A 13,459-nucleotide genomic window follows, 5' to 3' on the forward strand; every position below is an offset into this window, starting at 1 on the left:
CGCCTGACCCGCCCCGCCCGCCTGACCCGCCCCGCCCGCCCCCGTGGACCGCGAGACTGCATGCCGCTGACCAGACGGTGACATTCCGTCACCGACTTGTCAGTGAGATGCTGTTTCGCGAGCAAAGGACACCATCGTGACCGAGCAGACCTTCGTCCTCCCCGACGTCGGAGAGGGCCTCACCGAGGCCGAGATCGTCCAGTGGCGCGTCGCGCCGGGCGACACCGTCGCCGTCAACGACGTGATCGTCGAGATCGAGACGGCCAAGTCGCTCGTCGAGCTGCCCTCGCCCTACGCGGGCACGGTCGGCGAGCTGCTGGCATCCGAGGGGGCCACCGTCGAGGTCGGCGCGCCGATCATCACGATCGGATCCGCGGATGCCGCCACCCCGGCCCCCGCCGCGCCGACCAGCGTCCCCGAGCCGAGCGACCCCGGTGGTGCGGTGCTCGTGGGGTACGGCACGGGCGGCGCGGTGTCGTCGCGCAGGCGCAAGCCCGCCGAGCGGCCCGTGAAGGCGTCGGTCGGCGTGGTGGCCAAGCCCCCGATCCGCAAGCTCGCGCGCGACCTCGGGGTCGAGCTGTCGGCCGTCACCCCGAGCGGTCCGGCCGGCGAGGTCACCCGCGACGACGTGGTCAAGCACGCCGAGCAGGCCAGCGTCTTCCGCAACATCGAGACGCCCGCGTGGGGCGAGGTGCGCGAAGAGACCATCCCGGTCGCCGCTCCCGCCGCCCCCGCTCCTGTCGACGACGCCCGTGAGGAGTCCATCCCCGTCCGCGGCGTCCGCAAGGCGACCGCCAACGCGATGACGTCGAGCGCGTACTCGGCCCCGCACGTGTCGGTGTGGGTCGACGTCGACGCCTCGCGCACCATGGAGCTCGTCAAGCGCCTCAAGGCCTCGCCCGACTTCGCCGACGTCAAGATCTCGCCGCTGCTGATCATGGCGCGCGCGGTCATCTGGGCCCTGCGGCGCACGCCGATGATCAACGCGGCGTGGGTAGACACCGAGGACGGCGCGCAGATCTCGGTGCGCCACTACGTCAACCTCGGTATCGCTGCGGCGACGCCGCGCGGTCTGCTGGTGCCCAACATCAAGGACGCGCAGGCGATGAAGACGCGCGAGCTCGCCAAGGCGCTCGAGCACCTCACACTCACCGCGCGCGAGGGCAAGACCAGCCCCGCCGACCAGACCGGTGGCACGTTCACGATCACCAACATCGGAGTCTTCGGAGTGGATGCCGGGACCCCGATCATCAACCCCGGTGAGGCCGGCATCATCGCGCTCGGCGCCATCCGCCAGAAGCCGTGGGTGGTCGACGGCGAGGTGCGCCCCCGCTGGGTGACCACGGTGTCGGGTTCGTTCGATCACCGCGTGGTCGACGGGGACGGGATCTCGCGCTTCATCGCGGACGTGGCATCCGTGCTCGAGGAGCCGGCGCTGCTGCTCGACTGACCCGGGGCCGCCCCGACGATCGCGATCGCCTCGACCAGGACGTCTGGTTGAGTCCGCCCGCTCGTAGCATGGACGGCGTGGAGGCGGACGACGAGACGGCGGAACAGCGGGCGCTGCGCGCGCTCCGCGCCATCGACGACGGTGCCGACATCGGAGCCGAGGCCTTCGCCCTGTCGAACGAATTCACCGACCGCCACACGGCGCGGTTGGCGACGTGGTGGCGGCGCCGACGGCGGTCGCCCGGCGCGGTTTAGCCGGGCAGCGACGCCCGGGTCTTCCCGACCGCCGGCTTCGTCGGGATCAGCAACGCCAGCACAAGCGCGACGATCGCCGCGCCGATGCCCAGCAGGAACGACACCTGGAACGCCTGCGACGTCGGCACCCGGGTCTCGCCATCGCCGGTCGAGAGGGTCGCGAGCACGACGCCGACGATGGCCGCCGCCGTGCTCGTTCCCAGCGATCGGGCGAGGGCGTTGAGGCCGTTCGATGCGCCGGTCTCGCTGGGTGGGACGGCGCGCATGATGAGCATCGGCATCGCGGCGTAGCCGAACCCGATCCCGAACCCGATCAGGATGTTCGCGACGACGAAGTGCCACACCTCGGTCGAGAAGGCCAGGCTGAACCCGTAAGCGACGATGAGCGAGACGGCCCCCGCGATCAACAGGATGCGCGGACCGATCGTGCGCGCCAGGGTGCCCGAGATGGGCGAGAGCACCATCATGACCAGCCCCGACGGCATGACGACGAGGCTCGCGGCCAGCAGCGACAGTCCCAGCCCGACGCCCGTCGCCACCGGCAGCTCGAGCATCTGCGGATAGGCGACGTTCGAGGTGAACAGCGCGAAACCCATGGCGATGGATGCCAGATTGGTCAGCAGGACGGGGCGACGGGCCGCGACCCGCAGGTCGAGCAGCGGGTTGTGGACGCGCAGCTCGAACCATCCCCACAGCAGCAGCACGGCGATCCCGCCGAGCGCCAGCATGAGGGTGAGCGGTGACGTCCAGCCCCAGGTGTTGCCGCGGGACACCGCGAGCAGGATGCCGATCAGACCAATCGCGAGTCCGGCCGCGCCGATGTAGTCGAAGCGTCCGGCGGTGCGCAGCACGCTGACCGGGACGATCCAAAGGATCAGTGCGAAGACGGCCGCTCCGAGGGCTCCGGCGATCCAGAACAGCCAGTGCCAATCCGTGTTCTCGGCGACGAGGGCGCTGACCGGCAGGCCGAGGGCCCCGCCGACGCCGAGCGTCGCGCTCATCAGGGCGATGGCGCTGTCGACCCGGTTCTCGTGCAGCACGTCGCGCATGATCGAGATGCCGAGGGGCACGACTCCGACGATCGCGCCCTGCAGCGTGCGGCCGACGATCATGCCGACGATGCCGGTCGACAGTGCCGCGACGACCGAGCCGAGGATCATCACGATCAGCAGCACGAGGACGATGCGGCGTTTGCCGTACATGTCTCCGAGACGTCCGGCGATCGGGGTGATCACCGCCGCCGCCAGCAGTGTCGAGGTCACCACCCACGCGGTGTCGTCGCGAGAGGCGTTCAGCAGCTGGGGGAGCTGCGACTGGATCGGCACCACGAGGGTGAACATGAACGACGAGCACAGCCCGGCCAAGGCGAGCACCAGAACGACGAGCCCCTGGGGGCTGTTCCGGGAGAGTCTTCTTCGCGCGTTCTCATCCCGTGACATCACCGTCCAGGCTATCCGGCGCGGGCGGGCGGCGGGTCGGTCGGCGGTTGCGCACGGTGGCGTCACGGCGTGACAGCGCGCGATCATCGCCGAAGGCGTGGCATCCGCCTAATCCGTGACCCCGCGTGACGGGCCGTTACCGGCCGTAACGGTCGGGTTTGGAGACCTCGCGCGCGCATGTTGACGTGGTCTCATGACTTCGCACCGCACCGCTCGCCTGGCCACGATCCTCGGCGCCTCCACCGCAGCCCTCCTCTTCGCCCTCACCGGATGCGCCGGGGGAGCGGGCTCGTCCGACGACTCCTCGCGCATCGTCCTGGGTGCCGACGACGGCAACGAGGCGCACTGGACGGTGCTGAAGCAGAAGCTCGCCGACGAGGGCATCGAGCTCGAGGTGCGCACGATCAACGACGGCGTGCAGCTCAACCAGGGCGTGCAGGACGGCGAGCTCGATGTGAACCTCTTCCAGCACCTCATCTACCTGTCGCAGTTCAACGTCGAGAACAGCGGATCGCTCGTGCCGGTCGGCGCGACCGCCGTGTACCCGCTCGCCCTCTACTCGGAGCAGTACACCGATGTGAAGGACCTGCCCGAGGGTGCGAAGATCGCGATCCCCAACAACCCCACGAACCTCGCCCGCGGTCTGCTCAACCTGCAGAAGGCCGGACTGCTCACGCTCAAGGACGGCGGAACGGCGCTGTCGACCCCCGCCGATATCGAGACCTCGAAGGTCGAGCTGCTGCCCGTCGACACCAACCAGACGGTGACCGCGCTCAAGGACGGCAGCGCCCAGGCCGCGATCGTCAACAACACGCAGGCGCAGAAGGGCGGGCTCGGCGACGAGCTCATCATCTTCAAGGAAGACCTCAACAACCCGCAGCTCGCCCCCTACATCAACGCCTTCGTCACGCGCGACGACAAGAAGGACGACCCGCGCTGGGAGAAGCTCGTCGCGGCGTACCACTCGCCCGAGGTCGAGGCCGCCGTCACCGAGCTCAACCAGGGCAACCTGCAGTTCAAGACCGAGTGGACCGGCGCGCAGCTGCAGGACGAGCTCACGAGCTTCGAAGACGCCCTCAAGGCCCAGAACGGATGACCGCGGTCATCGAGCTGCGGGGCGTCACCAAGAGCTTCCGCACCGATCGCCGCTCCTCCACCACCGCCGTCGACGACGTGTCGCTGGCGGTGGAGGAGGGGTCGATCGTCGGCATCATCGGGTACTCGGGTGCGGGCAAGTCCACGCTCGTGCGGCTGTTGAACGGCCTCGAGAAGCCCACCTCCGGCACCGTCGAGGTGCTCGGAGTGGATGTGGGGGATGCCAGCGAGGCCACGCTGCGCGACCTGCGGCGCCGCGTGGGCATGATCTTCCAGCAGTTCAACCTCTTCACCTCGCGGACCGTCGCGGCCAACGTCGCCTACCCGCTCAAGGTGGCGGGCTGGAAGAAGGCCGACCGCGACAAGCGGGTCGCCGAGCTGCTCGACTTCGTCGGCATCGGTGACAAGGCGAGGCAGTACCCGCGCCGCCTGTCGGGCGGTCAGAAGCAGCGTGTCGGCATCGCCCGCGCGATCGCGACCGACCCGCAGATCCTGCTCGCGGACGAAGCGACGAGCGCGCTCGACCCGCAGACCACCGCCGAGGTGCTCGACCTGCTGCGCGAGGTGAACCGCCGCCTGGGCATCACGATCGTCGTCATCACGCACCAGATCTCGATCGTCCACGAGCTGTGCGACCAGGTCATCGTCATGGAGGGCGGCCGCGTCGTCGACAGCGGCGACACCTACCGCGTGTTCGCCCACCCGCGCGCCGAGCTCACGAAGCGGTTCGTCGCGGCGGTGACGCAGGGCGTGCCCTCGGGCGAGACGCTGTCCGCGCTCGCCGCGGGCGGGGGTGACCTCGTCAGCGTCGAGGTCAACGAGTTCTCGAGCGAGGACGTCTCGGCGGTGTTCCACCGTCACGGCGCGCGTCACTCGGTCGTCTACGGCGGGGTGACGGACGTGCTGGGAAAGCAGCTCGGCACGCTGACCTACCGCGTCCACGCCGACGACCTCGCCCCCATCGTCGCGGAGCTGCGCGCGCACACCGACGTGGTGCTGCCGGGTGAGGGGGTGCGCGCATGAACAAGTGGGACACCCTGACGCCGGTGCTGCTGCAGTCCATCGGCGAGACCGTCTACATGGTGGCCGTGTCGCTGCTCATCTCGGGCGTCGCCGGCCTCGTCATCGGGGCGTTGCTCTACGCCACGCGGCCGGGAAACCTTTTCGAGAACCGCGTGGTCTTCTTCGTCGCGAACCTCGTCATCAACGTCATCCGTCCGATCCCGTTCATCATCTTCCTCACCGCGGTCGCCCCTGTCACACGCGCCGTGACGGGGACGACACTGGGGACGGATGCCGCGATCGTCCCGATCACGATCATGGCGACCGTCGTGATCGCCCGCGTCGTCGAGCAGAACCTCGTCGCCGTCGACCCCGGCACCGTCGAAGCAGCTCGCGCTGTAGGTGCGCGGCGGATCGGCGTCCTGTTCGGCGTCGTCATCCCCGAGGCGCTCGCGCCGCTGATCCTCGGCTACACGTTCATGTTCATCGCGGTCGTCGACATGTCGGCGATGGCGGGCTACATCGGCGGCGGCGGTCTCGGAAACTTCGCCATCATCTACGGCTATCAGCAGTTCAACCAGCAGGCCACGTGGGTCACGGTGGCGATCATCGTCGTGATCGTGCAGGCCGGTCAGCTGGTCGGCAACGCCCTCGCGCACCGCATCCTGCGGCGCTGACGCGGCCGACCCGGGGCGCTCCACGCACGGGGCGGTGCGCGCCAGCGCTCGACGGGCGCGCCGCAGCTCGACGCTCGAGTGTCCAAGACATCCGGACGCCGCGGAATGCGGCCCGGGTGTCTTGGACACTCGAGGTGGGGGAGGGGCCGCCTACCCTCGGAGGATGAGCATTCTGCGCACCCTCGCCCGCTGGTTGCTCGGGGCGGCACTCGTCTTCGCCGGGACCGCGCACCTCACGTTCGCGCGCGAGGAGTTCGTCGCCCAGGTGCCGTCCTGGCTGCCGCTCCCGGTCGACGTCACCGTCGTGGCATCCGGGATCGTCGAGATCGCCCTCGGACTCGCCCTGCTCGTCCTGGGTCGCTTCCGTGTGCCGGTGGGCTGGATCGTCGCGGCGTTCTTCGTCGCGGTCTTCCCCGGCAACATCGAGCAGTTCGTCCGCGGCACGGACGCCTTCGGTCTCGACTCCGACCTTGCTCGCTTCATCCGGCTGCTCTTCCAGCCTCTGCTGGTGATCTGGGCCCTCTGGTCGACCGGGGCGTGGCGAGCCTGGCGGGCACGCAGCACCCGTGCCCGCTGAACAGCCCGCGCGACCGCGCCTCAGCCCCGCGCGGCCTCGGCCTGCAGCACCTCGGCGAGCACGTCGAGACCGCGGTGGGCATCGGCGTCGCCGATCACGGCGGGCGGCACGACGTGCACGCGGTTCTCGGCGAAGAAGCCGAGCACGCCGCGCTCGAGCATTGCCGTCTTGATCGCGCCGATCCGCGCGGCGGCCAGGGGTTCGCGGGTCGCTCGATCGGCGACCAGCTCGACGGCCCAGAACACGCCGCGTCCGCGCACCTCGCCGACGAGCGGTGACTCCTCGGCCAGCTGCCGCAGGCGCGGCCCGATGACCTCGTCGCCGATGCGGCGGGCGTTGTCGACCACGCCCTCGTCGGCCATCGCCTGCTGCGCGGCCACGATCGACGCGGCGGCCAACGGGTGGCCCGAGTACGTCAGTCCGCCGGGGAAGACGCGGTCGTCGAACACCTGGGCCACGGCATCCGAGATCACCACTCCTCCCACGGGGACGTACCCGGAATTCACGCCCTTGGCGAAGGTGATCAGGTCGGGGCGCACGTCGAACGCGTCGAAGGCGAACCACTCGCCCGCGCGGGCGAAGCCGGCCATGACCTCGTCGAGGATGAGCAGGATGCCGTACCGGTCGGCGATCTCGCGCACCCCGGCGAGGTATCCGGGCGGGGGCACCAGGATGCCGGCGGTGCCGGGGATCGTCTCGAACAGGAACGCCGCGATGGTGTCGGGCCCCTCGGCCTGCACCGTGCGCTCGAGGTGGCGGAGGGCGCGCTCGGTCTCTTGCTCGGGCGTCTCGGCCCAGAACTCGGTGCGGTACAGGTAGGGCCCGAAGACGTGGACGTGGCCGCGCGAGTACTCGTTCGGCATCCGTCGCCAGTCGCCGGTGGCCACGATGGCGGCCCCCGTGTTGCCGTGGTACGAGCGGTAGTGCGAGACGATCTTGTCGCGGCCCGTGGTGAGTCGGGCCATGCGGATCGCGTTCTCGTTGGCATCCGCCCCGCCGTTGGTGAAGAACACCTTCGAGAAGCCCTCGGGGGCGCGTTCGAGCACCAGCTCGGCGGCGTGCGCGCGGGTCTCGTTCGCGTGCGCCGGGGCGACCGTCGTCAGCTGCGCGGCCTGCTCCTGGATCGCGGCGACCACGCGGGGATGCTGGTGGCCGATGTTGACGTTGACGAGCATGCTCGAGAAGTCGAGGTAGCGGCGACCGTCGGCATCCCACACCTCCACTCCCGAACCCCCGGCGAGGGGGAGCGGTGCGAGGGTGCGCTGGGCCGACCACGAGTGGAAGACGCTGCGGCGGTCGCGCTCGCTGATCTCGGCGTTGCGGGTCGTGGTGAGGGGAGTCGACATGACCCCAGTGTGCTCCGTCGTCCGGCGGGAAGGGGTGGCGGAACTGTCGGTACCCTCGAGGGACACTCGACAGTTTGGCCCGCCGATGCCCGCCTCGCTCCGCACCCTTCTCGACAACGACCGCGCGCGTCTGCGCGCTCTGACTCCTCTGGACGACGAGATCCTCGACCGCCCGCTGTCGTGGGTGCACAGCTCGGATCTGCTCGACCCGACACCGTGGCTCGAACCGGGGAACCTGCTGCTGACCAACGGCGCCCCTTTCTCGGGAACGGATGCCGCCGACCCCCGCGCCTACGCGGAGCGGTTGCGCGACGCGGGGGTGGCGGGCCTGGGCTTCGCCACCGACGTCATCCACGCCGAGGTGCCGCCCGAGGTGGTCGAGGCGTGCGCCGCGGCGGGCGTGCCCCTGATCGAGGTCGGACGCCGCGCGCCGTTCATCGGCATCATCCGCTTCGTCGCCGACCTGATCGCGGCGGATCGCGCCGCGCGATTCACCTGGCTGCTCGACGCGCAGCGCGCCGTGGCGCGGGCGGCGGTGCGCGACGACGGACTGCGCGAGATCCTGCGCACGCTCGCGCGCCTGCTCGACACGTGGGTCGCGCTCTACGACGGCGCCGGCGCCCGCATCCCGCTCGAGGGCATCCCGTCGGCGCCGCCGGTCGAGGAGCAGCGGGTCGCCGGCGAGACGCGGCGCCTGCTCGAGCGCGCCACGGCGGCGAGCGTGCAGCTTCCCGCGCCGGGGGGAGCCGTCCTGCAGACCATCGGGCGCAGCGGAGGGCTGCGCGGTGTGCTCGCGGTCGGCGCGCGGGCCGCGTTCGACCCGGCCGAGAAAGACCTGGTGGCCACGGTGGTCGCCCTCGCCAGCATCGCCCTGGATCAGCAGCGTCACGTGCAGACGTCGCTGCGCACCGTCCGCTCCGGTGTGCTCGAGCTGCTCGTCGACGGCCACGCCGACGCGGCCGGACGCCTCGCCGAGGCGGTGTTCGGCGCCCTGCCTGCGGGGCCGACCACGGTCGTTACTCTCGCCGCCGGAGCCGCTGAGCCGGGACTGCTCGACGAGCTCGACGTCATCATGACCGACCCCGGGCGGCTGTTCTTCGCCGAGCGCGGGGGCGACGTCGTGGTGCTCGCCATCGAGGGCGACGACGTGATCTCGTCGCTCGTCGCCCGGCGGCGCCTCGTCGCGGGGAGCGCGGTCCACCTCGACGGCGACGACCTCGCCACGACACTGCGTCGCGCCGACCTCGCCGCCCGCGAGGCGCCCGCGGGGACGGTCCGCGCCTACGCCGATATCGCCGGGTCCGGCCTGGTCGGCGCCCTCCGCGAGCGCGGCGGCGACCTGATCGCGGCGTCGCTGCTGCGGCCGCTCGAGGCCGTGGCCCCGGGCGAGCGGCGACGCCTGGTCGACTCGGCGCGGGCGTGGCTCGACGCGAACGGCGCGTGGGATCCCGCGGCGCGGGGGCTCGGCATCCATCGGCACACCCTGAAGGCGCGGATGGCTCAGCTCGAGCAGGTGCTGGGGATCGACCTGTCGACCTTCTCAGCCCGCGCCGAGCTCTGGGCGGCGCTGCAGCTCACGGGCTGACGCCCGCGGGTCGGACGAGGGATGCCGCGACCCCGGGGCTAGGAGCGGCCCGAGGCAGCGGCATCCGTCGACCGCGGTCAGCTGTTCTGCGGGAAGCCCAGGTTGATGCCGCCGTGGGCGGCGGGGTCGAGCCAGCGGCTGGTCACGGCCTTCTCGCGGGTGAAGAAGTCGAAGCCGTGCACGCCGTACGCCTTGGCGTCGCCGAACAGGCTCTTCTTCCACCCCCCGAACGAGTGGTACGCGACGGGGACGGGGATCGGCACGTTGATACCGATCATGCCGACCTGCACCTCGTTCTGGAACCGTCGTGCGGCGCCGCCGTCGTTGGTGAAGATCGCGGTGCCGTTGCCGAAGTCGCCGCTGTTGATGAGGGCGAGGCCCTCGTCGTAGGTCCGGACGCGGACGACCGACAGCACGGGCCCGAAGATCTCCTCGGTGTAGGCGCGGGATGACGTGGGCACCTCGTCCAGCAGCGTCGGGCCGAAGAAGAAGCCGTCCTCGTATCCGTCGACGGTGTAGCCACGGCCGTCGACGACGATCCTCGCCCCGTCGGCCTCGGCGATGTCGACGTACGACGACACCTTGTCGCGATGGGCGGCGCTGATGAGCGGGCCCATGTCGGGCTCGGCGTCGGCCGCGCCGTCGCCGATGCGCAGCTTCGCGATGCGCTCGGTGACCTTGGCGATCAGCTCGTCGGCGACGGGCTCGACGGCCAGCACGACCGACACGGCCATGCAGCGCTCGCCGGCGGCGCCGAAGCCCGCGTTGACGGCCTGGTCGGCGACGAGGTCGAGGTCGGCATCCGGAAGGACGAGCATGTGGTTCTTGGCCCCGCCGAGGGCCTGCACGCGCTTGCCGTTCTTCGACGCGGTCTCGTAGATGTACTGCGCGATGGGGGTGGAGCCGACGAACGAGATCGACTGCACCTCGTCGGCGTGCAGCAGGCCGTCGACGGCGACCTTATCGCCCTGGAGCACGGTGAAGGCGCCGTCGGGCAGTCCGGCCTCTTTCCACAGCTGCGCGAGCCACAGCGACGCCGAGGGGTCCTTCTCGCTGGGCTTGACGATGACGGCGTTGCCGGCGGCGAGGGCGATGGGGAAGAACCACATCGGCACCATCGCGGGGAAGTTGAAGGGGCTGATGATGCCGACGATGCCGAGCGGCTGCTTGAGCGAGTACACGTCGACACCGTTGGAGGCGTTCTCGCTGAACGCGCCCTTGATCAGGTGGGGGAAGCCGCAGGCGAGCTCCACGACCTCCTGGCCGCGGGCGATCTCGCCCATCGCGTCCGAGACGACCTTGCCGTGCTCGGCGGTGATGATGCGCGCCAGCTCGCCCTTGCGGGCGTTCAGCAGCTCGCGGAAGGCGAACAGCACGCTCTGCCGCTTGGCGATCGAGAAGGCGCTCCACGCGGCGAAACCGCGGCCGGCCGAGGCGAGGGCGGCGGTGATGTCGGCCTGGTCGGCGAGCGCCACGTGCGCGCGCACGGCCCCGGTGGCGGGGTTGTGGACGGGGGCGGTGCGTCCGCTCGCCGAGGGGGCGGCGGCGCCGTCGAACCAGTGCGCGATGACGGGGAGGTCGTGGTCGGTCATGCGTCCAGTAAAGGGCGTCGGCGGGGAGGACTGGGATGCCGATTCGCACAACCCGCGCCGATCCGCTGGACGATGTGGCACAGGCAGGGTCGATCCTGAAAAGGCGCTATGGGCTCGCCGCTGAGTTTGAGAACGATTATCAGCAGCGTTACCGTGGACTCATGACCCGTCGCCTCCTCGCCCCCGTCGTCCTCGGGGCCGCCTCCGTTCTCGCGCTCGCCGGTTGCGCCGGCACCACCACCCAGACCGACGCGGCGGCGCCCGCCGACGGCGTGGTGACCGTCGTCGCGTCCACCGATGTCTACGGCTCGATCGCCGAGGCCGTGGGCGGCGACCTCGTCGACGTGCAGTCGATCATCACCTCGCCCTCGCAGGACCCGCACGAGTACGAGGCGAGCGCGCAGGACCAGCTGACGCTGAAGAACGCGGGCCTCGTCATCGAGAACGGTGCGGGCTACGACTCGTTCATGGAGTCGCTCATCGAGGCCAGCGGCACCACCGCGCCCGTCATCACCGCGGTGGAGTACAACCACGACTACCCCGGAGCCGAGGGCCACGACGACGGCGCCGGCGCCGAACCCAGCGCAAGCGCCGACGACCACGACCACGCCGAGGGCGAGGCGCACGCCGAGGGCGACGGGCACGACCACGTCGAGGGCTTCAACGAGCACGTCTGGTACGACCCGCACACGGTGGAAGATCTCGCTGCGGCGATCGCGCAGCAGCTGGGCGAGCTCGCCCCCGACCACGTCGCCGACTTCAACGCCAACGCCGAGGCCTTCACCCAGCAGATCGAGGGGCTCGAGGACTCGCTCGGCCAGATCGAGACGAAGGATGCCGCGGCGAAGGTCTTCGTCACCGAGCCCGTGCCGGTGTACCTGATCGAGGCCGCGGGCCTCGACAACGCCACCCCGAACGAGTTCAGCGAGGCCGTCGAAGAGGGCCAGGACGTGCCGCCCGCGACCCTGCTGGAGTCGCTGCAGCTGATCGAATCCGGGGCGGTGCGCGTGATGATCGTCAACCCGCAGACCGGTGGGGCCGAGACCACGCAGGTCGAGGACGCCGCGAAGGCCAAGGGCATTCCGGTGATCGAGTTCACGGAAACGCTTCCCGAGGGTCAGACTTACATCTCGTGGATGCAGAGCAACATCACGGCGCTGAGCGACGCGCTGACGGCGTGAGCGCGGCTGCGCCGCTGCGCATCCGCGATGCCGCCCTCGAACGCGGCGGACGCGAGCTGTGGGCCGGGCTCGACCTCGAGGTCGCGCCCGGCGAGCTCGTCGCCGTGCTCGGGCCGAGCGGTTCGGGGAAGACCACCCTGCTGCGCGCGATCCTCGGCCTCGAGCGTCTGAGCGCGGGGTCGATCGACGCGCTGGGCTCTCCCGTCCGCCGCGCCGGCAACCGGCGTATCGGGTACATCCCCCAGCAGCGACCCCTGCCGCGCGAGACGCCCCTGCGCGGGCGCGACATCGTCGGTCTGGGCGTCGACGGTCACCGGCTCGGCCTGCCGCTGTCGCGCAAGAAGGACCGCGCCCGCATCGACGAGCTGCTCGAGGCCGTGGGGGCCACGGCATTCGGCGACCGCCCGGTGGGACTGCTCTCAGGCGGCGAGCAGCAGCGGCTGCGCGTCGGCCAGGCCCTCGCCGACGACCCGGCCCTGCTGCTGTGCGACGAACCGCTGACGAGCCTGGACCTGGCCAACCAGCAGGCCGTCGTGCGCGTCATCGATCGTCACCGGCGCGAACGCGGAGCCGCCGTGCTGCTGGTGACGCACGACATCAACCCCGTGCTCTCGGGCGTCGACCGCATCCTCTACATCGCCAACGGGCGCTTCACCCTCGGTACCCCCGACGAGGTGCTGACGACCGAGACCCTCTCGGCGCTGTACGGCGCCCCGGTCTACGTGGTCCGCGCCGGCGGGCAGCTCATCGTCGTCGGAGCCCCGGATGCCGACGACGCCCATCACCACCATCACGACGAGGACGACGCATGAACTGGTCCGACGTCGGCGACGCCCTCTTCGGCGGGGTGAGCCAATACGGCGCGATCCTCGAGCTGGTGCAGAACTCGGTGTACGCCGGAGCGGTGCTCGGTCTGGTCGGCGGACTCATCGGCGTCTTCGTCATGCAGCGCGACATGGCCTTCGCCGTCCACGGCATCAGCGAGCTGTCGTTCGCCGGCGCCGCCGTCGCCCTGCTCGTCGGCGCCGACGTCGTGTCGGGCTCCATCGTGGGTTCGCTCATCGCCGCGGCGCTCATCGGCGTGCTCGGTGCCCGTGCGCGCGACCGCAACTCGATCATCGGCGTGCTCATGCCGTTCGGGTTGGGGGTCGGCATCCTGTGCCTCTCCCTCTACAACGGCCGCAGCGCGACCCGCTTCAGCCTGCTGACCGGGCAGATCGTGTCGGTGCAGAGCGGTCAGCTAGGCTGGCTCGTCGTCATC

The 13,459-nt window shown here is 70.7% G+C and carries 13 protein-coding genes; 10 read left to right on the plus strand and 3 right to left on the minus strand.

Annotated features, from left to right (window positions below):
• Positions 1-136: 136 nt before the first annotated feature.
• Both DC432_RS14420 and DC432_RS16520 read left to right on the plus strand, forming a co-directional pair.
• Complete coding sequence (locus tag DC432_RS14420) at positions 137-1,450, plus strand: dihydrolipoamide acetyltransferase family protein (RefSeq protein WP_116538465.1); 1,314 nt, start codon at positions 137-139, stop codon at positions 1,448-1,450.
• 77 nt (positions 1,451-1,527) lie between these two features.
• A complete protein-coding gene (locus DC432_RS16520) occupies positions 1,528-1,704 on the plus strand; it encodes a hypothetical protein (RefSeq protein ID WP_165801285.1) in 177 nt (58 codons plus the stop codon).
• Here the strand turns inward: DC432_RS16520 and DC432_RS14430 are convergent.
• Positions 1,701-3,143 carry an MFS transporter gene (locus DC432_RS14430; protein WP_116538467.1) on the minus strand — a complete coding sequence of 481 codons (1,443 nt, stop codon included), beginning with the start codon at positions 3,141-3,143 and terminating at the stop codon, positions 1,701-1,703. The two genes, DC432_RS16520 and DC432_RS14430, sit on opposite strands and share 4 nt — an antisense overlap.
• A gap of 193 nt (positions 3,144-3,336) precedes the next feature.
• On the opposite strand from DC432_RS14430, the gene DC432_RS14435 reads away from it, so the two are divergent.
• The 4 genes from DC432_RS14435 to DC432_RS14450 all read left to right on the plus strand — a co-directional run bounded on the left by DC432_RS14435 (position 3,337) and on the right by DC432_RS14450 (position 6,494).
• Complete coding sequence (locus DC432_RS14435; protein ID WP_116538468.1) at positions 3,337-4,239, plus strand: MetQ/NlpA family ABC transporter substrate-binding protein; 903 nt, start codon at positions 3,337-3,339, stop codon at positions 4,237-4,239.
• Positions 4,236-5,261: a methionine ABC transporter ATP-binding protein gene (locus DC432_RS14440; RefSeq protein WP_116538469.1), complete on the plus strand. Its 1,026-nt coding sequence runs from the start codon at positions 4,236-4,238 to the stop codon at positions 5,259-5,261. The genes DC432_RS14435 and DC432_RS14440 overlap by 4 nt, the downstream gene beginning before the upstream one ends.
• Positions 5,258-5,917: a methionine ABC transporter permease gene (locus DC432_RS14445; RefSeq protein ID WP_108317512.1), complete on the plus strand. Its 660-nt coding sequence runs from the start codon at positions 5,258-5,260 to the stop codon at positions 5,915-5,917. The genes DC432_RS14440 and DC432_RS14445 overlap by 4 nt, the downstream gene beginning before the upstream one ends.
• A 163-nt stretch (positions 5,918-6,080) precedes the next feature.
• Positions 6,081-6,494: a DoxX family protein gene (locus DC432_RS14450; RefSeq protein ID WP_116538470.1), complete on the plus strand. Its 414-nt coding sequence runs from the start codon at positions 6,081-6,083 to the stop codon at positions 6,492-6,494.
• A gap of 20 nt (positions 6,495-6,514) precedes the next feature.
• Here the strand turns inward: DC432_RS14450 and DC432_RS14455 are convergent, their stop codons facing one another.
• The gene (locus DC432_RS14455) at positions 6,515-7,840 is read right to left on the minus strand and encodes an aspartate aminotransferase family protein (RefSeq protein ID WP_116538471.1); all 1,326 of its coding nucleotides are present in this window, start codon (positions 7,838-7,840) and stop codon (positions 6,515-6,517) included.
• An 85-nt stretch (positions 7,841-7,925) separates the two neighbouring features.
• On the opposite strand from DC432_RS14455, the gene DC432_RS14460 reads away from it, so the two are divergent.
• Complete coding sequence (locus tag DC432_RS14460) at positions 7,926-9,425, plus strand: PucR family transcriptional regulator (RefSeq protein WP_165801286.1); 1,500 nt, start codon at positions 7,926-7,928, stop codon at positions 9,423-9,425.
• Between the two features lie 77 nt (positions 9,426-9,502).
• Here the strand turns inward: DC432_RS14460 and DC432_RS14465 are convergent, their stop codons facing one another.
• Positions 9,503-11,017 carry a CoA-acylating methylmalonate-semialdehyde dehydrogenase gene (locus DC432_RS14465; RefSeq protein ID WP_116538473.1) on the minus strand — a complete coding sequence of 505 codons (1,515 nt, stop codon included), beginning with the start codon at positions 11,015-11,017 and terminating at the stop codon, positions 9,503-9,505.
• Between the two features lie 161 nt (positions 11,018-11,178).
• Here DC432_RS14465 and DC432_RS14470 point away from each other — a divergent pair, with 161 nt between their 5' ends.
• The 3 genes from DC432_RS14470 to DC432_RS14480 all read left to right on the plus strand — a co-directional run.
• A complete protein-coding gene (locus DC432_RS14470; RefSeq protein ID WP_116538474.1) occupies positions 11,179-12,198 on the plus strand; it encodes a metal ABC transporter solute-binding protein, Zn/Mn family in 1,020 nt (339 codons plus the stop codon).
• Complete coding sequence (locus tag DC432_RS14475; RefSeq protein ID WP_116538475.1) at positions 12,195-13,010, plus strand: metal ABC transporter ATP-binding protein; 816 nt, start codon at positions 12,195-12,197, stop codon at positions 13,008-13,010. The genes DC432_RS14470 and DC432_RS14475 overlap by 4 nt, the downstream gene beginning before the upstream one ends.
• A partial coding sequence (locus DC432_RS14480) for a metal ABC transporter permease (protein WP_207770836.1) occupies positions 13,007-13,459 on the plus strand: 453 nt, incomplete at its 3' end. The genes DC432_RS14475 and DC432_RS14480, both read left to right, overlap by 4 nt.

This window comes from Microbacterium testaceum, assembly GCF_003075375.1.
GTDB lineage: Bacteria > Actinomycetota > Actinomycetes > Actinomycetales > Microbacteriaceae > Microbacterium > Microbacterium testaceum_E.